Below are 19,334 nucleotides of genomic sequence, written 5' to 3' on the forward strand. Positions count from 1 at the left end.
TAATGTAAATGGTTCTTTGCATAGTGAAAAATATGCATCACAAAGCTGAAAAGAAATCCGCTGAAACGGACGACCGCTTTATTGCTCAAACCCTTGCGTGGCGCGCAGGAAAACGTTTGCGTAAAATCGTTTGTCAAGACCTGTTATCGAAGAACTATTCGGTTATACTGTTGCGCGTCGTCCAACAGGACTGCCTTTTCAGGCCAAAAATTTACTTGTTAGCTGAGTCAGGAGATGCGGATGTTAAAGCGTGAAATGAACATTGCCGATTATGATGCCGAACTGTGGCAGGCTATGGAGCAGGAAAAAGTACGTCAGGAAGAGCACATCGAACTGATCGCCTCCGAGAACTACACCAGCCCGCGCGTCATGCAGGCGCAGGGTTCTCAGCTGACCAACAAATATGCTGAAGGTTATCCGGGCAAGCGCTATTACGGCGGTTGCGAGTACGTTGATATCGTTGAGCAGCTGGCGATTGACCGCGCAAAAGAGCTTTTTGGCGCTGACTACGCAAACGTCCAGCCACACTCCGGCTCTCAGGCTAACTTTGCGGTCTATACCGCGCTGCTGCAGCCGGGCGATACCGTTCTGGGTATGAACCTGGCGCAGGGCGGCCACCTGACTCACGGCTCCCCGGTTAACTTCTCTGGCAAACTGTACAACATCATTCCTTACGGTATTGATGAGTCCGGTAAAATTGACTACGAAGACATGGCGAAGCAGGCCAAAGAGCACAAGCCGAAGATGATTATCGGTGGCTTCTCCGCTTACTCCGGCGTGGTTGACTGGGCTAAAATGCGCGAAATCGCAGACAGCATCGGCGCTTACCTGTTCGTCGACATGGCACACGTTGCCGGTCTGATTGCTGCAGGCGTCTATCCGAACCCGGTTCCACATGCGCACGTTGTCACCACCACCACCCACAAAACGCTGGCCGGCCCACGCGGTGGCCTGATCCTGGCAAAAGGCGGCGACGAAGATCTGTATAAGAAACTGAACTCAGCCGTGTTCCCAAGCGCACAGGGCGGCCCGCTGATGCACGTCATCGCGGCAAAAGCCGTGGCGCTGAAAGAAGCGATGGAGCCAGAGTTCAAAGTTTACCAGCAGCAGGTTGCTAAGAACGCTAAAGCGATGGTGGAAGTGTTCCTGAACCGTGGCTACAAAGTGGTTTCCGGCGGTACTGAAAACCACCTGTTCCTGCTGGATCTGGTTGATAAGAACCTGACCGGTAAAGAAGCTGACGCTGCCCTGGGCCGCGCCAACATCACCGTCAACAAAAACAGCGTACCAAACGATCCTAAGAGCCCGTTTGTGACGTCCGGTATCCGTATCGGCTCTCCGGCCGTCACGCGCCGTGGCTTCAAAGAAGCAGAAGTGAAAGAGCTGGCGGGCTGGATGTGCGACGTGCTGGACAACATCAATGACGAAGCGGTCATTGAGCGTGTTAAAGGTAAAGTGCTGGATATCTGTGCACGCTTCCCGGTGTACGCATAATCTTACTGCTTTGCAGACAGTATTAAGGCCGCGCTTGCGGCCTTTTTTTATGGGCTAACGTCGGTCGAGGGAGATTGCGCCCGGCCCGACAATCGCCAGCAAAAGAAACGCGCCCGCAATACTCACATTCTTGTAGAAGTTAATCATATTCGGCACAACCGCATCGCCGGTCATATTCCAGTAATGGTGACCAATCACCGCTGTTCCCAGGGTGTAAAAAACATACAGCACGGCGAGAGGACGGGTGAAAAAGCCAAGCACGATCACTATCGCGACGGGCACTTCCATGACCACCGCGATAATCGCCGCCAGCATTGGCATGGGTGCGCCAAGCGACGTCATATACTGCACGGTGCCGCTAAAGCCCGTCAGTTTTGGGAAGCCAAAAATAATAAACAACACAACGATGGCGATGCGGGCAACCAACAGCAACAGGTGGCGCGACTGGCCAAAATCGAGGTAGCGAAGCGAGTTCATGGCAGAAATACCTCTGCAGAGGGGAGTCATTTAAACCTAATACAGATTTTCCTGCCTTGCCATAAGCCAGCCGACTGCACGGAATGTTAAATTTTCGTTAACTTATAGCAGGCTATCGACTTGCTTAATTTGCCTATTCTCGCCAGACTATGGCCTTCATTTCGGGAGGGATTCATGGTCTTGCATTCCACGCGCTGGCTGGCGCTCAGCTATTTTACCTACTTCTTTAGCTACGGCATTTTTCTGCCATTCTGGAGCGTCTGGCTCAAAGGGATCGGCCTGAGCCCGGAAACCATCGGCGTCCTGCTGGGGGCAGGGCTGGTGGCGCGTTTCCTCGGTAGCCTGCTGATTGCGCCGCGCGTTAGCGATCCGTCCTTACTGATTAAAGCCGTACGCATACTCGCCTTGCTGACGCTGGTGTTTGTCGCCTGCTTCTGGGTCAGCCATCAGTTTGCCTGGCTGATGGTGGTGATGGTTGGTTTTAACCTGTTTTTCTCTCCCCTGGTTCCGCTGACGGATGCGCTGGCGAACACCTGGCAAAAACAGATCACCATGGACTATGGCCGCGTGCGGCTGTGGGGATCGATCGCCTTTGTGATTGGCTCTGCGCTGGTGGGGAAGCTGGTCAGCCTCTATGATTATCACGCGATCCTGGCGCTGCTGAGCATCGGGATTGCCTCAATGCTGCTGGGGATGCTGCTCCGCCCGTCCGTGATGCCGCAGGGTGAAAGCCGTCACCATGAGAGCGCAGGCTGGCCCGCATGGCGCAGCCTGGTGGCACAAAGCTGGCGTTTCCTGGCCTGCGTATGCCTGCTTCAGGGGGCACACGCGGCCTATTATGGCTTCAGTGCCATTTACTGGCAGGGGGCGGGATACTCTGCGTCTGCGGTGGGCTACCTGTGGTCGCTGGGGGTGGTCGCCGAGGTCATTATCTTTGCGCTGAGTAAAAAACTGTTCAGCCGCTTTGGCGCGCGTGATTTGCTGTTGCTCTCCGCCATTTGCGGTGTGGCGCGCTGGGGCATCATGGGCTGGACCACCGAACTGCCGTGGCTCATCGTCGCGCAAATCCTGCACTGCGGTACCTTTACCGTCTGTCATCTGGCGGCGATGCGCTATATCGCGGCGCGAGAGGGCGGAGACGTTATTCGCCTGCAGGCGGTCTACTCTGCAGTCGCGATGGGCGGCAGTATTGCGATCATGACCGTCTTTGCGGGCTTCCTGTATCAGCACCTTGGGCACGGCGTGTTCTGGGTGATGGCGCTGGTCGCGCTGCCTGCCATCATCGTGCGTCCTAAGGTAACCGCCCGGGCTTAATGTTCCAGCATGGCGCGGATATGTTCTTGCTGCTGCGCGTTCAGTGTCTCTACGGCATGGATCAGCGGCGGCGAGAACAGCGGCAGAGCGGTAGGATAGGGCGTGATAACCAGCGCCGCTTCGCGCGGTGCGCCCTCTTTCTGAAAGCTCTGTAGCGTCAGGTAACGGATATTGAGCGGCAGCAGCGTGAGCTCGCGCAACTGCTGTTCGATATGCGCCTCGCACGCTTTATCTTCACCCGTCAGTAACACCACCTGTTTTTCGTGCAGGTCGGTCTCCTGCATCAGCCAGGCACCAAAAATCACCGCCACCAGGCTCATCTCTTCATCCGAGAACCGCAGCCCAAACTCGGCTTCCAGCTCATACAGCGCCTCTTTGGTGGTGCGCAACAGGCGTGGATAAAGCCGATGGATCTCCTCCGGCAGGCTATTGTCGATGCCAATCTCAAACAGCGAGCGGTCCAGCGCCTGCGCGAGATGGACATACAGCTGGTCGGTCAGCCCCTGTTCATCGCTGAAGTTCATCCCCGTTTGCGCCCGGAAACGGGCGACCATCCGCACAATCGCCCGGCGTAAACGCTGATCCTGCTGGTGTTTATCGAGCGCCGGGTCGGGGGTGCGCAGCATCATAAACAGCAGCGCGAGAAACAGCTGCTCATCGCCATGGGTGCCCTGCGGGACGCGACGTTTCCAGTGGCGGACAATCTCCTGCGCCGTAAAATACTCCCCTCTCGACTGCGTCCAGCTGCGCTGAACCGGCGAAAACTGCGGAGTGTTGCCCCGATGGTGTTGAATCAGACAGTATTGCAGGTAGAGCTGTAAAAACTGAACGTCGCGGCACTCAAACTGACGCTGCAGCTTACGTGAGCAAAAGTTAATCAACGCCCGCAGGTTCGCATCATCATAAAGCGGTCGCGCGATACCCTGTTGTTTAAGCGCGGTTTTTAACGCAGGGGTAAACTGGTGCGAGACAAAATGCGGGCAAAGCCGGAGCGAGCGGCGCAGCCAGTGCAGCAAACATAAGCGCTGGTTAAGGGAGGAGCCTTCAAGTCGGTAGCAGCCGTCGTGGTGCGTAACGATATCCAGCTGGTGATAGCGCTGGATTTCATCGCGCGTCTCGGCTATATCTTGCCGTGCGATGGCATCGTCCACCCCATTGGCAGCAATGATGCTCTGTGCGGTGACGGCAGCATCGGGCAGGTAAAGCATCAAAAGCACCTGGCAGCGGCGCTGCGAACTGGAAAGCACAGATGGAATTTCAAGCGTCGTCATCATCTGTCGGGTATCCAGTGTGAATGTAAGATAAGAATAGCTAAAGGATGGGCGCTGAAAAGCGCGCCGGCGGGCCTTTCACTCAGGATTGCGGGCGAACATCACAGAATTTTTGACGTGAGGAGATGATGCAAATAGTTAAACACAGCGCAATGGCGCTATTTTTGGCGGTTTTCACTTTCGGCGCCAGCGCACATCCTCACAGTTTTATCAGCCTGAAGACCGGGCTGGTGACGGACGGCACTGAGCTTAGCGGGCTGAAAATGCGCTGGACGATGGATGAAATCACCTCTGCAGACCTGCTGTACGATGCGGGCAATGCAAAACCCGGGGATGAGGTCTGGAAAAAGCTGGCGGCGGAAGTGATGGCCAACGTCCTTGGGCAACACTACTTCACCGAGTTCTGGCACAACGGGCAAAAGGTGACGTTTCTGAACCGCCCGACGGAGTACGGCCTGGCGCGCGAGGGCCATCAGGCGGTGCTGACGTTCGTGCTCCCGCTGGCTCACCCTCAGCCGCTGGCCGGGCAGAAATACACCTTCTCCACCTTTGACCCGACCTATTACGTCGACATGCATTACGCGCAGGACAGCGACGTTGAGCTGCCCGCCGCTCTGCAAAAAAACTGCACGGTTGCGGTTCACACGCCAACGCCCAGCGATGAGATGCTGAACTTTGCGGTATCGCTCGATAAAGCCGATGCGCCGCCAGAGGATATGGAATTGGGCAAACAGTTTGCACAGCAGGTAACGTTACAATGTCAGTGATCGCTTCTCCCACCCAAAAACCGCGCCGCTGGCTGCACCTCTGGCCGCTGGCGCTCTTTGTGCTGCTGGCCGTGTGCGGCATGTTGTGGTTGTGGCAGGCGTGGCCGCAGGTGATGATTAAAAGCATCGTCTGGCAGCGGGAGGTCAATCAGCAGATGAGCGGGCTGCTCAAGGCGGTGGCGGAAAACCCCACCAAAGCGGGCGGCTCCCTGCTGGCGTTTAGCTTTATCTACGGCGTACTGCATGCGCTGGGGCCGGGGCACGGCAAAATCGTGATCGCCACCTGGCTTGCCACGCATCCTTCTAAGCTCAAGTCGAGCATCGGCCTGACGCTGGCATCGTCGCTGCTGCAGGGCGGCGTGGCAATAGCGCTGGTCGTGGTGGTGCTTGCACTGTTACAGCTTCCTGCTCGCCAGCTGCACATGAGCAGCTTCTGGCTGGAGAAGGGGAGTTATGCGCTGGTGGGCGTGCTGGGGCTGATCCTCTGCTGGCGGGCGCTGAAAAAACTGCGCGCGCTGTTACGTAAACCGACCTTCAAAGCCTTTACGCCCCACCACGTCCACGACGCGCACTGTGGTTGCGGGCATCAGCATCTGCCGACGCAGGAACAGTTACAGAACGGCGACGACTGGCGCGCGCGGCTGATGATTATTCTGTCTATGGGGATGCGCCCGTGTTCGGGGGCGATCATGGTGCTGCTGTTCAGCAAGGTAATCGGCGTATTCGGCTGGGGAATTCTCTCGGCCCTGGCGATGGCGGCGGGTACGTCACTGACGATCTCGTCCCTGGCGCTGCTGGTGCACAGCTTCCGCCGTCTGGCGGTAAAACTGAGCGGCAACAACACGCCGGTACTGTGGCGACAAATAGGATGGACAACCCTGGCGCTGGCGGGCGGGGTCATCTTGCTGGTGGCTGCGGTAACGATGTGGGTGAGTGCGGTGCCGGTGGGCAGGGGATTAAGGCCGTTTTAGTCAGGCGCGGTTTGATACCCTCTCCCACAGGGAGAGGGTATTGACCGATTAACGCTTCAGCGCGTCGCTCAGCTCATCGCGCATGTTTGCCAGCATGGCTTTCACGACGCGTGGGTTGCCCGCAACGATGTTGCCGGTAGACATGTAGTTATGGCCGCCGGTGAAATCACAGACAATGGCCCCTGCTTCACGTGCGATCAGCTCGCCCGCAGCAAAGTCCCATGGCTTCAGTGACAGTTCGAAATAGCCGTCAACGCGGCCGGTTGCCACGTAGGCCAGATCCAGCGCTGCTGAACCGGTGCGACGGAAGTCAGCACATTCAGTGAACAGTTTGCCCAGGATATTCATATAGGTTGTTGCGTGCTGTTTCGCCTTGAACGGGAAACCGGTCGCCAGAATAGTGCCGTCCAGATCGCGAGCGTTGCTGCAACGCAGACGATAGCCGTTCAGCTGCGCGCCCTGACCGCGGGTAGCGGTGAACAGTTCGTTACGCATTGGATCGTAAACAACGGCGACTTCGGTACGGCCTTTAATGCGTACCGCGATAGACACAGAGAAATGTGGCAGACGTTTGATGAAGTTGGTGGTGCCATCCAGTGGATCGATAACCCATTGAACATCCTGATCGGTACCTTCATGTTCACCGCTTTCTTCGGTGATGATGGTGTGCTGTGGGTAAGATTTGCGGATCGTTTCGATAATAATCGCTTCTGCGGCTTTATCGACGTTAGTCACGAAATCATTGCTGCCTTTCTGGCTGGTTTCTACGGAGTCGGGTGTTTCGTAGTGTTTGGCAATTACATTACCCGCCTTGCGCGCTGCGCGCACGGCGATGGTCAGCATCGGATGCATCGGTCTCTCTCACTGGATGTTAAAGAACAGGAAAATCGGCGCAGAGTATAGCAGCGGGATCGGATTATGTCTCTCGATTATGCTAATATGCCGGAATATTCTTCAGACACTGAATTCAGACACCTAAAAATTATGCTGCAAAACATTCGAATCGTGCTGGTCGAAACATCGCACACCGGCAATATGGGCTCTGTTGCCCGCGCTATGAAAACCATGGGCTTAACGAACCTGTGGCTGGTTAACCCGCTGGTCAAACCTGACTCCCAGGCCATCGCCCTGGCGGCGGGTGCCAGCGACGTGATCGGCAACGCGCAGATCGTCGATACCCTGGACGAAGCGCTTGCCGGGTGTAGCCTGGTGGTTGGCACCAGCGCGCGCTCCCGTACGCTGCCGTGGCCGATGCTGGACCCGCGTGAGTGCGGCCTGAAAAGCGTTTCAGAAGCGGTGCAGGCGCCGGTGGCGCTGGTATTTGGCCGTGAGCGCGTCGGCTTGACCAACGACGAACTGCAAAAATGCCACTACCACGTGGCGATTGCGGCGAACCCGGACTACAGCTCGCTGAACCTGGCGATGGCGGTACAGGTTATCGCCTATGAAGTCCGTATGGCGTGGCTGGCGACTCAGGGGAAAGCACGTACAGAGCCTCAGGAAGAGAACGCCTATCCGCTGGTGGACGATCTGGAACGTTTCTATGGTCACCTCGAGCAAACCCTGCTCTCCACCGGGTTTATCCGCCAGGACCACCCGGGCCAGGTGATGAACAAGCTGCGCCGTCTGTTTACCCGTGCGCGCCCGGAAAGCCAGGAGCTGAACATCCTGCGCGGCATTCTGGCGTCGATTGAGCAGAAGAATAAATAGTGGTCGTCTGTTCGCCGGGTGGCGCTGCACTTACCCGGCCTACCATGTATTCTCCCTCTCCCCGTGGGAGAGGGCTGGGGTGAGGGCATCAGGCAGCACCCTTGTGATACGACACGGTTTTGTAGGTCGGGTAAGCGCAGCGCCACCCGACAAAAAACGGCACAGAAGGTTAAATACCTGACTAAAACAGTCAAGTAAATAGTTGACCAATTTAGTCAGGAATGTCAGACTTGGCCCTGCTATGCAATACCCCCATTTTACAATAAAAAACCCCGGGCAGGGGCGAGTTTGAGGTTAAGTAAGACATGAGACTGACATCTAAAGGGCGTTATGCCGTGACCGCGATGCTGGACGTTGCGCTCAACTCCGAAGCGGGCCCGGTTCCGTTGGCTGATATTTCTGAACGACAAGGGATTTCCCTCTCTTATCTGGAACAGCTGTTCTCCAGACTGCGTAAGAATGGCCTGGTTTCCAGCGTACGCGGCCCGGGCGGCGGTTATCTGCTGGGTAAAGACGCGGGCAGTATTGCCGTTGGCGAAGTGATCAGCGCGGTTGATGAATCCGTTGACGCGACCCGTTGCCAGGGTAAAGGCGGCTGCCAGGGCGGCGATAAGTGCCTGACCCACGCGCTGTGGCGCGATCTGAGCGACCGTCTGACCGGCTTCCTGAACAACATCACCCTCGGTGAACTGGTCAATAACCAGGAAGTTCTGGACGTGTCAGGTCGTCAGCATAGCCATGAATCACAACGCAGCACCCGCGCGCAAGACGCAATCGACGTCAAACTGCGCGCGTAATAAAACGATAAAGATTTCAGAATCAGGCCGGGGCATCGCGCCCCGTGTACTCGGTCGTACATCCAGCCGGTTGCCTGATTCCTTGCATTGAAGCGATGTACGGAGTTTATAGAGCAATGAAATTACCGATTTATCTCGACTACTCCGCAACCACGCCGGTGGACCCGCGTGTTGCCGAGAAAATGATGCAGTGTCTGACCCTGGACGGAAACTTTGGTAACCCAGCGTCCCGTTCACACCGTTTTGGCTGGCATGCTGAAGAGGCGGTTGATATCGCCCGTAATCAGATTGCTGACCTGGTCGGTGCCGATCCGCGTGAAATTGTTTTCACCTCCGGTGCGACCGAATCCGACAACCTGGCGATCAAAGGTGCCGCTAACTTTTATCAGAAAAAAGGCAAGCACATTATCACCAGCAAAACCGAACACAAAGCCGTGCTGGACACCTGTCGCCAGCTCGAGCGTGAAGGGTTTGACGTCACCTATCTTGCGCCGCAGAGCAACGGCATCATCGACCTGAAAGAACTCGAAGCGGCAATGCGCGACGACACCATTCTGGTCTCCATCATGCATGTTAACAACGAAATCGGCGTCGTGCAGGATATCGCCACCATCGGCGAAATGTGCCGTGCGCGCGGCATCATCTATCACGTTGATGCGACCCAGAGCGTGGGCAAACTGCCTATCGACCTGAGCCAGCTGAAAGTTGACCTGATGTCCTTCTCCGGCCACAAAATCTACGGTCCGAAAGGTATCGGTGCGCTGTACGTGCGTCGTAAGCCACGTATCCGCATCGAAGCACAGATGCACGGCGGCGGTCACGAGCGCGGCATGCGTTCCGGCACCCTGCCTGTCCACCAGATCGTGGGCATGGGCGAAGCATATCGCATCGCGAAAGAAGAGATGGAAAGCGAGATGGCGCGTCTGCGCACGCTGCGTAACCGTCTGTGGGACGGCGTGAAAGATATGGAAGAAGTGTATCTGAACGGCGATCTTGAGCAGGGCGCACCGAACATCCTCAACGTCAGCTTCAACTATGTTGAAGGCGAATCGCTGATCATGGCGCTGAAGGACCTGGCCGTCTCTTCCGGTTCTGCCTGTACGTCTGCAAGCCTCGAGCCATCCTATGTACTGCGCGCGCTGGGCATGACTGACGAGCTGGCACACAGCTCTATCCGTTTCTCTTTAGGTCGTTTCACTACCGAAGAAGAGATTGACTACACCATCAAGCTGGTTCGCAACTCCATCGGCCGTCTGCGCGACCTTTCTCCACTGTGGGAAATGTTTAAGCAGGGCGTGGATCTGAACAGCATTGAATGGTCACATCACTAATCGGTACATAAGGAGAATTCAATCATGGCATACAGCGAAAAAGTTATTGATCATTACGAGAACCCGCGCAACGTTGGCTCCTTTGACAACAGCGACGAGTCTGTCGGTAGCGGCATGGTCGGTGCACCGGCGTGTGGCGACGTGATGAAGTTGCAGATTAAAGTCAACAATGAAGGTATCATTGAAGACGCGCGCTTCAAGACCTACGGCTGCGGTTCTGCTATCGCGTCCAGCTCCCTGGTGACCGAATGGGTGAAGGGCAAGTCTCTGGACGAAGCACAGGCAATCAAGAACACGGACATTGCTGAAGAACTCGAACTGCCACCGGTGAAAATTCACTGTTCTATTCTGGCAGAAGACGCGATCAAAGCCGCCATTGCGGATTACAAAAGCAAACGTGAAGCAAAATAATTGAGGTTTGAGTATGTCGATTACCCTTAGCGACAGCGCTGCCGCGCGAGTAAGCTCTTTTCTGGCGAACCGTGGTAAAGGCTTTGGCCTGCGACTGGGCGTACGTACCTCCGGCTGTTCTGGTATGGCTTACGTACTGGAGTTTGTTGATGAACCGGCGTCTGACGACACCGTGTTTGAAGACAAGGGCGTGAAGGTGGTGGTCGATGGCAAAAGCCTGCAGTTCCTCAACGGCACTCAGCTGGACTTTGTAAAAGAAGGCCTGAATGAAGGGTTCAAATTCACGAACCCGAACGTTAAAGACGAGTGTGGTTGCGGCGAAAGCTTCCACGTTTAACCGCGTTCCGCTGTTATACCGATTAATTCGTGTTGCAGAAAGGCGGCAAGCGAGAGAATCCCCGGGAGCTTACTTAAGTAAGTGACCGGGGTGAACGAGTGCAGACAACGCATCTGCAGCGCGAAGTAAGAAGGTATAACCCCACCGTGGCTCTACCGCTACGCGTGGGGTTTGTTCTAACTGGCTACCCATGAGATTGTTATGGATTACTTCACTCTCTTCGGATTACCCGCTCAATACCCGATCGATCTGCAGGCCCTGACGATCCGTTTCCAGGATTTGCAGCGTCAGTACCACCCGGACAAATTTGCCAGCGGTACGCAGGCAGAGCAGCTGGCGGCGGTGTCACACTCTGCAACTATCAACCAGGCCTGGCAGACGCTGCGCCATCCGCTGGCGCGGGCAGAGTATCTGCTGTCGCTTCACGGGTTTGATCTCGCAAGTGAACAGCACACGGTACGCGACACGGCGTTTCTGATGGAGCAGTTGGAACTGCGCGAAGAGCTGGATGAAATTGAACAGGCGAAAGACGAAGCGCGCCTGGAACGTTTTATCAAGCGCGTGAAGGGCATGTTTGATACCCGCCATCAGCAGATGGTGGAGCAACTGAACAACGAGACGTGGGATGTGGCGGCAGATACTGTGCGTAAACTCCGTTTTCTCGATAAACTGCGAAGCAGCGCTGAACAACTCGAAGAAAAGCTGCTCGATTTTTAATTTTCGGAAGCAATTATGGCCTTATTACAAATCAGTGAGCCGGGCTTAAGTGCCGCACCGCACCAGCGTCGTCTGGCGGTGGGGATCGACCTTGGCACCACCAATTCCCTCGTGGCGACCGTGCGCAGCGGCCAGGCGGAGACGCTGGCTGACGAGCAGGGCCGCCATCTGCTGCCTTCCGTGGTCCACTACCAGCAGCAGGGCCACGCGGTGGGCTTTGATGCCCGCGCAAACGCCGCGCGCGACCCGGCCAACACGATCAGCTCCGTGAAGCGCATGATGGGCCGCTCGCTGGCCGATATCCAGACCCGCTACCCGCATCTGCCGTATAGGTTACAGGCCAGTGAAAATGGCCTGCCGATGATCGCCACGGCGGCCGGTCTGCTTAACCCGATTCGTGTTTCTGCGGATATCCTCAAAGCGCTGGCGGCCCGTGCCACGGCGACGCTCGGCGGCGATCTGGACGGCGTGGTCATTACCGTGCCGGCCTATTTTGACGATGCACAGCGTCAGGGCACCAAAGACGCCGCGCGTCTGGCGGGCCTGCACGTGCTGCGCCTGCTGAACGAACCGACGGCGGCGGCAATTGCCTACGGCCTCGACTCCGGTCAGGAAGGGGTCATTGCGGTTTACGATCTTGGCGGCGGCACTTTTGATATCTCGATCCTGCGCCTGAGCCGCGGGGTGTTTGAAGTGCTGGCGACCGGCGGCGACTCCGCGCTGGGCGGCGATGACTTTGACCATCTGCTGGCGGACTACATCCGCGAGCAGGCGGGGATTGCCGATCGCAGCGATGCGCGCGTACAGCGTGAACTGCTGGATGCAGCCATCGACGCCAAAATCGCCCTGAGCGATGCGCAGACTGTTACCGTGAACGTGGCGGGCTGGCAGGGTGACATCACCCGGGACCAGTTCAACGATCTGATTGCTCCGCTGGTTAAACGCACGCTGCTGGCCTGCCGCCGCGCATTGAAAGATGCGGGCGTTGAGGCAGACGAGGTGCTGGAAGTGGTCATGGTCGGCGGCTCTACCCGCGTACCGCTGGTGCGCGAACGCGTAGGCGAATTCTTTGGCCGCACGCCGCTCACCTCCATCGACCCGGACAAAGTGGTTGCCGTGGGTGCTGCTATTCAGGCCGATATTCTGGTTGGCAACAAGCCGGACAGCGAAATGCTGCTGCTGGACGTCATCCCGCTGTCGCTGGGATTAGAAACCATGGGCGGTCTGGTGGAGAAAGTCATTCCACGCAACACCACCATTCCGGTGGCGCGCGCGCAGGAATTTACCACGTTCAAAGACGGCCAGACCGCGATGTCCATTCACGTGATGCAGGGCGAACGCGAGCTGGTGCAGGACTGCCGTTCACTGGCACGCTTTGCGCTGCGCGGCATTCCGGCGCTGCCTGCGGGCGGGGCGCACATTCGCGTCACCTTCCAGGTCGATGCTGACGGTTTGCTTAGCGTCACGGCGATGGAAAAATCGACCGGCGTGGAGTCGTCCATCCAGGTGAAGCCGTCCTACGGCCTGACCGACGGCGAAATCGCCACCATGATTCAGGATTCAATGAGCTACGCCGAGCAGGATGTGAAGGCGCGTATGCTGGCTGAACAGAAAGTTGAAGCCGCACGCGTGCTGGAAAGCCTGAACGGTGCACTCACTGCCGATGCCGCGCTGCTCAGCGCCGCTGAGCGTCAGGTGATTGACGAGGCGGCTGCGCACTTAAGCGCCGTTGCCGAAGGCAATGACGCTGACGCAATAGAAGAAGCCATTAAAAACGTTGATAAACAAACCCAGGACTTCGCCGCACGCCGCATGGACAAATCTGTCCGCGTCGCGCTGAAAGGCCAGTCCGTGGACGAGGTTTAATATGCCAAAGATTGTTATTTTGCCTCATGCGGACCTCTGTCCGGATGGCGCAGTTCTGGAAGCGAAGACCGGTGAAACCATTCTCGATGTTGCCCTGCGTGCAGGTATCGAAGTGGAACACGCCTGTGAAAAATCCTGTGCGTGTACAACCTGTCACTGCGTCGTGCGTGAAGGTTTCGACTCTCTTGCCGAGAGCACCGAAGATGAAGACGACATGCTGGATAAAGCATGGGGCCTTGAGCCGGACAGCCGTTTAAGCTGCCAGGCGCAGGTTACCGATGAAGATCTGGTCGTGGAATTCCCACGTTACACCATCAACCACGCACGCGAGCACTAATATGGGACTGAAGTGGACTGACAGCCGTGAAATCGGCGAAGCGCTCTACGACGCAAACCCGGATCTCGATCCGAAAACCGTACGATTCACCGACATGCATCAGTGGATCTGCGAGTTAGAGGATTTTGATGACGATCCCAGCGCATCCAATGAAAAAATTCTGGAGGCGATTCTGTTAGTCTGGTTAGATGAAGCAGAGTAAATCACTTAACGGGCTGCCTTCAGGCGGCCCGTTTGCTAATAAGGATAAATAAAATGACCGAAGCGATGAAGATTACGCTCTCCACTCAGCCTGCCGACGCGCGCTGGGGCGAGAAAGCCGCCTGGAGCATCACTCACGACGGCATCACCCTGCACCTTACCGGCAAAGATGACACCGGGCTGATTCAACGCGCCGCGCGCAAAATCGACGGTCTGGGCATTAAGCACGTGACCCTTGACGGTGAAGGCTGGGATACCGACCGCAGTTGGGCATTCTGGGCGGGATACAAAGGCCCGAAAGGCACCCGCAAAATCGAGTGGGCGAGCCTCGACGAAGCCGGACAGAAAGAGCTGGAAAACCGCCTGAAAATTATCGACTGGGTGCGTGACACCATCAACGCTCCGGCGGAAGAGCTCGGCCCTGAGCAGCTGGCGCAGCGCGCGGTTGACCTGCTGTGCGGCGTGGCGGGCGACAACATGTCCTACCGCATCACCAAAGGCGAAGATCTGCGCGAGCAGAATTATATGGGCATCCACACCGTGGGCCGCGGCTCTGAGCGCCCGCCGGTGCTGCTGGCGCTGGACTTCAACCCAACCGGTGATAAAGAAGCCCCGGTCTTCGCCTGCCTGGTGGGTAAAGGTATCACCTTCGATACCGGCGGTTACAGCCTGAAGCAGAGCGCGTTTATGGACTCCATGAAGTCCGACATGGGCGGCGCGGCAACCATTACCGGCGCGCTGGCCTTCGCCATCACCCGTGGTCTGAACAAACGCGTGAAGCTGTACCTGTGCTGCGCGGACAACATGGTCAGCGGCAACGCCTTCAAGCTGGGCGATATCATTCGCTACCGTAATGGCAAAAACGTCGAAGTGATGAACACCGATGCGGAAGGCCGCCTGGTACTGGCCGATGGCCTGATCGACGCCTCTGCCCAGAAGCCGGAGCTGATTATCGATATGGCAACCCTGACCGGTGCGGCGAAAACCGCCCTGGGCAACGATTACCATGCGCTGTTCAGCTTTGATGACAAGCTGGCGGCCCGCGTACTGGCGAGTGCCGCCGAAGAAAACGAGCCGTTCTGGCGTCTGCCGCTGGCCGAGTTCCACCGCAGCCAGCTGCCGTCGAACTTTGCCGAGCTGAACAACACCGCCAGCGCGGCCTACCCGGCCGGAGCAAGCACCGCCGCAGGCTTCCTGTCTCACTTTGTTGAGAACTATCAGGAAGGCTGGCTGCACATCGACTGCTCGGCCACCTACCGTAAAGCGGCGGTTGAACAGTGGTCTGCGGGTGCGACCGGCCTGGGCGTGCGTACCATTGCGAACCTGCTGACGGCAGAGTAAGGCTCTTTGCCCTCACCCTAACCCTCTCCCACGGGGAGAGGGGATGGTTTGCTCCTTCTCCCTTGAGGGCGAGGGCCGGGGTGAGGGGGAAATTCGACATCTGGAATTGTTATGTCCGAAACCAAAAATGAATTAGAAACCCTGCTGGAACAGGCGGCGACCGAGCCTGCCCACCGTCCGGCATTTTTCCGCACGCTGCTGGAGTCCACCGTCTGGGTGCCGGGTACCGCGGCGGAAGGCGAGCAGGTTGTTGAAGACAGCGCGCTGGATCTGCTGCACTGGGAAAAAGACGACGGCACGTCAGTGATCCCGTTCTTCACCTCTCTTGAGGCCCTTCAGCAAGCGGTGGAAGACGAACAGGCGTTTGTGGTTATGCCCGTGCGTACCCTGTTTGAAATGACGCTGGGCGAAACACTGTTCCTCAACGCCAAACTGCCGACCGGCAAAGAGTTCACCCCGCGTGAAATCAGCCATTTGATTGGTGAGGAGGGCAACCCGCTCAGCACGCAAGAGGTGCTGGAAGGGGGCGAAACGCTGCTGCTTTCTGAAGTGGCCGAACCGCCCGCGCAGATGATCGATTCTCTGACCACGCTCTTCAAAACCATCAAGCCGGTGAAACGCGCGTTTCTCTGCTCCATCAAAGAGAGCGCCGATGAACAACCGGTGCTGCTGATTGGCATTGAGGCAGACGGCGACATTGACGAGATTATCCAGGCGACGGGAAGTGTTGCTACCGACACGCTGCCGGGCGATGAACCCATTGATATCTGTCAGGTGAAGAAAGGCGAGAAAGGCATTAGCCACTTTATTACCGAACACATCACGCCGTTCTATGAGCGTCGCTGGGGCGGGTTCCTGCGCGATCTCAAAACCAACCGCATTATCTGAATTCCTCGGGGTGAAGCCTCACCCCGTTGCTTCCAGCAGCAGTAAATCCATCAGCATGACCAGATTCGACTCAAACGACGTCACCCCCGCGGCTTCGGCGGCGTAGTGCACCGCTTCGTCATATAACGCGAAATGTAAATCCGCCATGCCTGCCAGCGTGTTTGCCGAGGCGCGGGTAAAGGCCACCACCGTCATCCCAACGTTTTTTGCGATCCGCGCTTTGTCCAGCACCTGCTCGGTTTCACCGCTGCGGGAAACGGCAATAAAGACCTGATAGCGCGCGGCATTGCTGAGAAAGATATTCCGGCTATCGCCCGGCCCGGAAATAAACGCAGTTTTGCCCAGCACCTGCAATTTTTTGGTGAGGTACTCGGCGAACAGATAAGAAAACCCGGCACCGTAGAGAAAAAAACTCTCCTTCTGGCGGAGCAGGTCGGCAAAGCGCTGGCGTTTGTCCTGCGTCGCCCACTGAAAGGTCTGTCGATAGTTGGCAATAAACTGGTTAAACAGCGCGGGCAACTCTGCGTGCTGCTCAGCCTGCGCGGTAATGTGCGGGGTGTCTGAAAGGAGTTGCTTGCAGTGCCAGATAAACTCGCTAAAGCCGCTGAAACCCAGCTTCTGGCACAGTCGCATAATGGTGGCGGTAGAGACAAACGTCGCCTGGGCCAACTCGCGCACCGTGATGTTGCCCACCAGCAGCGGATGTTCCGTGAGGTGGGCCAGCACGCGATATTCCGCGCGGGTCAGAGACGTTCCGCGCGTTAACAGCGTGGTCAGGCGGTTATCCATTACTGAGCGGGTTCTACGGGCAGATCGTCACGCGCGCCCCATTCGCTCCAGGCACCGTCATACAGCGTAACGTCGTTTGCGCCGAGGGTGGCAAGCGCCACAATCACCACGCAGGCCGTCACGCCGGAACCGCAGCTGGCAACGATTGGGTGCTGTAAATCCACGCCCTGACGCTCGAAAATAGCGCGCAGCTCGTCGGTGGTTTTTAGCTCGCCCTCAAACACCAGATCGCCCCACGGCACGTTGATCGCGCCGGGAATATGGCCGCGCTTCAGCCCTGCACGCGGTTCATCGGCTTCGGCGTTGAAACGGGGAGCCGGGCGGGCATCGACAATTTGCGCTGTTTTTTCGTGGCTAATGACCAGCACGTCCGTCAGGCGTTTCACCGCGTTCGCATCAAACTGCGCGTCGAAATCGCCTTCCGGCAGGGTAACGTCACCCTGCTGCAATGGCAGTTCATCGCGCTTCCAGCCTGCGAGGCCGCCCGCGAGAATAGAGACTTTCTCAACGCCGGCATTTTTCAGCATCCACCACGCGCGCGGTGCAGAGAAGAGGTTACCTTCGTCGTAAATCACCAGATGCTTGTCGCGGCTAACGCCCAGCTCGCGCATGGCTACGGAGAAGGCTTCCGGGCGCGGGAGCATGTGCGGCAGGGGAGAGGTGTGATCGGACAGCGCTTCGATATCAAAGAATACCGCGCCCGGCAGATGTCCGGCGCGGTATTCCGCGGTCATATCGCGAAGATGCTCCTGCCCGGCAGGGGCCATTCGCGCGTCAATAATCTGAACTTCCGGGTCGTCGCTGTGCTCAATCAGCCAGTCGGCGGCGACAAAATATGAGGTGGACATGGGTTGCCTCCGTTCTTTTCCATAAAAGAAGATTGTCGGTGTTTTTTCTGACACCGACAAGCAAACCACGTTCAACTCGCGAGCAAGCCCCTATTTTTTCACCGCTTCGCCGTCCTGCCAGGCTTTTTGCAGCGTCGGCCAGTAGTCACGGTTAGCCTCAATCATCTCATCAAGAATGGCTTTCGCGTGCTCCATCGTCGGTACGGTACGATTCAGGGTAAATGCCTGCAGCGCTTTCTCGTAGCTGCCCTCAAGGGTGGCCTCCACCAGGAGTTGTTCGCAGGCAAGCTGCTGTTGCAGCAGCGTCTGGTGGAACAGCGGAACCTGGCCCACACGGACCGGCTCTGGCCCTTCAGAGGTGATATAGGCCGGGACTTCCACCACCGCATCGTACGGCAGGTTGGTAATCGCCCCGCGGTTTTCCACCATCACCAGATGGCGCTGGCGCAGGTTGAATGCCAGCGAGCAGGCCACGTCGACAATAAATTCGCCGTGAACGCCGACGTGGAAAGCATCCGGGAGAATGCCAGTACGCTTGTACTCTTCGGCGGCGGCAAACAGCTTTTTCTCACGCCCGTCCATCACTTCGTTGGCGCGGGTATAATCCGGGTTCTGATGTTCCACAATCTGGTTCGGCATCAGGTAATACTGCAGATACGGGTTCGGCAGATACTCCGGGAAGTTATCCATAATCGGCTTGATGTTGCGCCAGGTCTTCACCCACGACGGATCTGAGTGCTGTGGATCGGTTTTGGCCGCATCCTCCGTCAGCAGGCCAAACTTCGCGATATGGCGACGCAGCTCCGGCAGTTTGTCCTCACCGTCGACCCGCACGCGGGTGAACCAGCCGAAGTGATTCAGGCCAAAGTAATCCACGTCGAGCCTGCGGCGATCCACACCGAGAATCGCCCCCATATTACGCATGGCGGCAACGGGCATATCGCAGATGTTCAATACCCGGGCGTTCGGGCGCAGGCGACGCACACCTTCGGCGACGATGGCCGCCGGGTTGGAGTAGTTGACGATCCAGGCTTTCTGATGCGCGTAGCGTTCGACCAGATCGACCAGCTCCACCATCGGCAGGATCGTACGCAGACCGTAGGCCAGCCCGCCCGGCCCGCAAGTCTCCTGCCCAACCACACCGTGTCGCAGGGGGATCTTTTCATCCTGCTCGCGCATCTTGTACTGACCGACGCGCATCTGCGCGAACACGAAGTGCGCCCCGCTGAAGGCCACTTCCGGATCGGCGGTGACGGTAAATTTGATGCTCTGGCTGTGGTCACGGATAACCTTCTCGACGACCGGCGCAATGGTGTTCTGACGCGCGTCATCAATATCATAGAGGCGTATTTCGGCCAGCGGGAAATCCTGCAGGCGCACCATCAGGCTTTTCACAATACCCGGCGTGTAGGTACTACCGCCGCCGGCAATAGAGAGAATGAACGGGGGTGTAAACATGTTTTGCTC

Annotated in this window: 21 protein-coding genes; 15 read left to right on the top strand and 6 right to left on the bottom strand. The window is 57.3% G+C overall.

All coding sequences use genetic code 11. The annotated features are described in order from the left end of the window. Positions 1 to 240: 240 nt before the first annotated feature. The gene (gene glyA, locus ACWKX3_RS00195) at positions 241 to 1,494 is read left to right on the top strand and encodes a serine hydroxymethyltransferase (protein WP_045783563.1); all 1,254 of its coding nucleotides are present in this window, start codon (positions 241 to 243) and stop codon (positions 1,492 to 1,494) included. Between the two features lie 54 nt (positions 1,495 to 1,548). On the opposite strand, the gene ACWKX3_RS00200 is transcribed toward glyA, so the two are convergent. Beyond that, positions 1,549 to 1,971 carry a DoxX family protein gene (locus ACWKX3_RS00200; RefSeq protein ID WP_006176701.1) on the bottom strand — a complete coding sequence of 141 codons (423 nt, stop codon included), beginning with the start codon at positions 1,969 to 1,971 and terminating at the stop codon, positions 1,549 to 1,551. Positions 1,972 to 2,145: 174 nt separating this feature from the next. Between ACWKX3_RS00200 and ACWKX3_RS00205 the strand changes: the two genes are divergently transcribed. Next, a complete protein-coding gene (locus ACWKX3_RS00205; protein WP_454541094.1) occupies positions 2,146 to 3,285 on the top strand; it encodes a 3-phenylpropionate MFS transporter in 1,140 nt (379 codons plus the stop codon). Here the strand turns inward: ACWKX3_RS00205 and csiE are convergent. Beyond that, positions 3,282 to 4,559, bottom strand: a complete 1,278-nt coding sequence (csiE, locus tag ACWKX3_RS00210; RefSeq protein WP_454541095.1) for a stationary phase inducible protein CsiE — start codon at positions 4,557 to 4,559, stop codon at positions 3,282 to 3,284. The genes ACWKX3_RS00205 and csiE overlap by 4 nt on opposite strands. Positions 4,560 to 4,684: 125 nt before the next feature. Here csiE and ACWKX3_RS00215 point away from each other — a divergent pair, with 125 nt between their 5' ends. Then, entirely contained in the window at positions 4,685 to 5,323 is a 639-nt protein-coding gene (locus tag ACWKX3_RS00215) for a DUF1007 family protein (protein WP_202560964.1), read from the top strand. Beyond that, the gene (locus ACWKX3_RS00220) at positions 5,314 to 6,294 is read left to right on the top strand and encodes a nickel/cobalt transporter (protein ID WP_454541096.1); all 981 of its coding nucleotides are present in this window, start codon (positions 5,314 to 5,316) and stop codon (positions 6,292 to 6,294) included. The genes ACWKX3_RS00215 and ACWKX3_RS00220 overlap by 10 nt, the downstream gene beginning before the upstream one ends. Before the next feature lie 48 nt (positions 6,295 to 6,342). Here the strand turns inward: ACWKX3_RS00220 and suhB are convergent, their stop codons facing one another. After that, positions 6,343 to 7,146 (bottom strand): inositol-1-monophosphatase, encoded by an 804-nt coding sequence (gene suhB / locus ACWKX3_RS00225; RefSeq protein WP_058610314.1) that lies wholly within the window; start codon positions 7,144 to 7,146, stop codon positions 6,343 to 6,345. Between the two features lie 132 nt (positions 7,147 to 7,278). Here suhB and trmJ point away from each other — a divergent pair, with 132 nt between their 5' ends. The 11 genes from trmJ (at position 7,279) to sseB (ending at position 16,230) form a co-directional block, all read left to right on the top strand. After that, on the top strand, positions 7,279 to 8,004 hold the full coding sequence (gene trmJ / locus ACWKX3_RS00230; RefSeq protein ID WP_058610338.1) for a tRNA (cytosine(32)/uridine(32)-2'-O)-methyltransferase TrmJ: 726 nt from the start codon (positions 7,279 to 7,281) through the stop codon (positions 8,002 to 8,004). Positions 8,005 to 8,309: 305 nt separating this feature from the next. Next, the gene (iscR, locus tag ACWKX3_RS00235) at positions 8,310 to 8,801 is read left to right on the top strand and encodes a Fe-S cluster assembly transcriptional regulator IscR (RefSeq protein WP_006176693.1); all 492 of its coding nucleotides are present in this window, start codon (positions 8,310 to 8,312) and stop codon (positions 8,799 to 8,801) included. 116 nt (positions 8,802 to 8,917) lie between these two features. Beyond that, positions 8,918 to 10,132: a cysteine desulfurase gene (iscS, locus tag ACWKX3_RS00240; protein ID WP_058610313.1), complete on the top strand. Its 1,215-nt coding sequence runs from the start codon at positions 8,918 to 8,920 to the stop codon at positions 10,130 to 10,132. A 24-nt stretch (positions 10,133 to 10,156) separates the two neighbouring features. Beyond that, the gene (gene iscU / locus ACWKX3_RS00245) at positions 10,157 to 10,543 is read left to right on the top strand and encodes a Fe-S cluster assembly scaffold IscU (protein WP_003860661.1); all 387 of its coding nucleotides are present in this window, start codon (positions 10,157 to 10,159) and stop codon (positions 10,541 to 10,543) included. A gap of 13 nt (positions 10,544 to 10,556) precedes the next feature. Beyond that, positions 10,557 to 10,880: an iron-sulfur cluster assembly protein IscA gene (gene iscA / locus ACWKX3_RS00250; protein WP_003860659.1), complete on the top strand. Its 324-nt coding sequence runs from the start codon at positions 10,557 to 10,559 to the stop codon at positions 10,878 to 10,880. Between the two features lie 201 nt (positions 10,881 to 11,081). Further along, positions 11,082 to 11,597: a co-chaperone HscB gene (gene hscB, locus ACWKX3_RS00255; protein WP_006176689.1), complete on the top strand. Its 516-nt coding sequence runs from the start codon at positions 11,082 to 11,084 to the stop codon at positions 11,595 to 11,597. 15 nt (positions 11,598 to 11,612) lie between these two features. Further along, on the top strand, positions 11,613 to 13,463 hold the full coding sequence (hscA, locus tag ACWKX3_RS00260) for a Fe-S protein assembly chaperone HscA (RefSeq protein ID WP_448891244.1): 1,851 nt from the start codon (positions 11,613 to 11,615) through the stop codon (positions 13,461 to 13,463). 1 nt (position 13,464) lies between these two features. Beyond that, positions 13,465 to 13,800 carry an ISC system 2Fe-2S type ferredoxin gene (gene fdx, locus ACWKX3_RS00265; protein WP_006176686.1) on the top strand — a complete coding sequence of 112 codons (336 nt, stop codon included), beginning with the start codon at positions 13,465 to 13,467 and terminating at the stop codon, positions 13,798 to 13,800. Between the two features lies 1 nt (position 13,801). After that, the gene (gene iscX, locus ACWKX3_RS00270; RefSeq protein ID WP_006176685.1) at positions 13,802 to 14,002 is read left to right on the top strand and encodes a Fe-S cluster assembly protein IscX; all 201 of its coding nucleotides are present in this window, start codon (positions 13,802 to 13,804) and stop codon (positions 14,000 to 14,002) included. A 53-nt stretch (positions 14,003 to 14,055) separates the two neighbouring features. After that, complete coding sequence (gene pepB, locus ACWKX3_RS00275; RefSeq protein ID WP_006176684.1) at positions 14,056 to 15,342, top strand: aminopeptidase PepB; 1,287 nt, start codon at positions 14,056 to 14,058, stop codon at positions 15,340 to 15,342. A 111-nt stretch (positions 15,343 to 15,453) separates the two neighbouring features. Beyond that, positions 15,454 to 16,230 (top strand): enhanced serine sensitivity protein SseB, encoded by a 777-nt coding sequence (gene sseB, locus ACWKX3_RS00280; RefSeq protein WP_454541097.1) that lies wholly within the window; start codon positions 15,454 to 15,456, stop codon positions 16,228 to 16,230. A gap of 18 nt (positions 16,231 to 16,248) precedes the next feature. On the opposite strand, the gene ACWKX3_RS00285 is transcribed toward sseB, so the two are convergent. The 3 genes from ACWKX3_RS00285 to ACWKX3_RS00295 all read right to left on the bottom strand — a co-directional run bounded on the left by ACWKX3_RS00285 (position 16,249) and on the right by ACWKX3_RS00295 (position 19,325). Further along, positions 16,249 to 17,019, bottom strand: a complete 771-nt coding sequence (locus ACWKX3_RS00285; protein WP_454541098.1) for a MurR/RpiR family transcriptional regulator — start codon at positions 17,017 to 17,019, stop codon at positions 16,249 to 16,251. Continuing rightward, positions 17,019 to 17,867 carry a 3-mercaptopyruvate sulfurtransferase gene (sseA, locus tag ACWKX3_RS00290; protein WP_454541099.1) on the bottom strand — a complete coding sequence of 283 codons (849 nt, stop codon included), beginning with the start codon at positions 17,865 to 17,867 and terminating at the stop codon, positions 17,019 to 17,021. Before sseA ends, ACWKX3_RS00285 begins: the two co-directional genes overlap by 1 nt. 90 nt (positions 17,868 to 17,957) lie before the next feature. After that, positions 17,958 to 19,325, bottom strand: a complete 1,368-nt coding sequence (locus ACWKX3_RS00295) for a 6-phospho-alpha-glucosidase (protein ID WP_454541100.1) — start codon at positions 19,323 to 19,325, stop codon at positions 17,958 to 17,960. Positions 19,326 to 19,334: the final 9 nt, after the last annotated feature.

The sequence above is a fragment of the Enterobacter sp. UPMP2052 genome, assembly GCF_053709675.1.

What these genes read in the sequence shown, in the direction of transcription:
- glyA (WP_045783563.1), top strand. Translation starts at nt 241, where the DNA reads ATGTTAAAGCGTGAAATGAACATTGCCGATTATGATGCCGAACTGTGG.
- ACWKX3_RS00200 (WP_006176701.1), bottom strand. Translation starts at nt 1,971, where the DNA reads ATGAACTCGCTTCGCTACCTCGATTTTGGCCAGTCGCGCCACCTGTTG.
- ACWKX3_RS00205 (WP_454541094.1), top strand. Translation starts at nt 2,146, where the DNA reads ATGGTCTTGCATTCCACGCGCTGGCTGGCGCTCAGCTATTTTACCTAC.
- csiE (WP_454541095.1), bottom strand. Translation starts at nt 4,559, where the DNA reads ATGATGACGACGCTTGAAATTCCATCTGTGCTTTCCAGTTCGCAGCGC.
- ACWKX3_RS00215 (WP_202560964.1), top strand. Translation starts at nt 4,685, where the DNA reads ATGCAAATAGTTAAACACAGCGCAATGGCGCTATTTTTGGCGGTTTTC.
- ACWKX3_RS00220 (WP_454541096.1), top strand. Translation starts at nt 5,314, where the DNA reads ATGTCAGTGATCGCTTCTCCCACCCAAAAACCGCGCCGCTGGCTGCAC.
- suhB (WP_058610314.1), bottom strand. Translation starts at nt 7,146, where the DNA reads ATGCATCCGATGCTGACCATCGCCGTGCGCGCAGCGCGCAAGGCGGGT.
- trmJ (WP_058610338.1), top strand. Translation starts at nt 7,279, where the DNA reads ATGCTGCAAAACATTCGAATCGTGCTGGTCGAAACATCGCACACCGGC.
- iscR (WP_006176693.1), top strand. Translation starts at nt 8,310, where the DNA reads ATGAGACTGACATCTAAAGGGCGTTATGCCGTGACCGCGATGCTGGAC.
- iscS (WP_058610313.1), top strand. Translation starts at nt 8,918, where the DNA reads ATGAAATTACCGATTTATCTCGACTACTCCGCAACCACGCCGGTGGAC.
- iscU (WP_003860661.1), top strand. Translation starts at nt 10,157, where the DNA reads ATGGCATACAGCGAAAAAGTTATTGATCATTACGAGAACCCGCGCAAC.
- iscA (WP_003860659.1), top strand. Translation starts at nt 10,557, where the DNA reads ATGTCGATTACCCTTAGCGACAGCGCTGCCGCGCGAGTAAGCTCTTTT.
- hscB (WP_006176689.1), top strand. Translation starts at nt 11,082, where the DNA reads ATGGATTACTTCACTCTCTTCGGATTACCCGCTCAATACCCGATCGAT.
- hscA (WP_448891244.1), top strand. Translation starts at nt 11,613, where the DNA reads ATGGCCTTATTACAAATCAGTGAGCCGGGCTTAAGTGCCGCACCGCAC.
- fdx (WP_006176686.1), top strand. Translation starts at nt 13,465, where the DNA reads ATGCCAAAGATTGTTATTTTGCCTCATGCGGACCTCTGTCCGGATGGC.
- iscX (WP_006176685.1), top strand. Translation starts at nt 13,802, where the DNA reads ATGGGACTGAAGTGGACTGACAGCCGTGAAATCGGCGAAGCGCTCTAC.
- pepB (WP_006176684.1), top strand. Translation starts at nt 14,056, where the DNA reads ATGACCGAAGCGATGAAGATTACGCTCTCCACTCAGCCTGCCGACGCG.
- sseB (WP_454541097.1), top strand. Translation starts at nt 15,454, where the DNA reads ATGTCCGAAACCAAAAATGAATTAGAAACCCTGCTGGAACAGGCGGCG.
- ACWKX3_RS00285 (WP_454541098.1), bottom strand. Translation starts at nt 17,019, where the DNA reads ATGGATAACCGCCTGACCACGCTGTTAACGCGCGGAACGTCTCTGACC.
- sseA (WP_454541099.1), bottom strand. Translation starts at nt 17,867, where the DNA reads ATGTCCACCTCATATTTTGTCGCCGCCGACTGGCTGATTGAGCACAGC.
- ACWKX3_RS00295 (WP_454541100.1), bottom strand. Translation starts at nt 19,325, where the DNA reads ATGTTTACACCCCCGTTCATTCTCTCTATTGCCGGCGGCGGTAGTACC.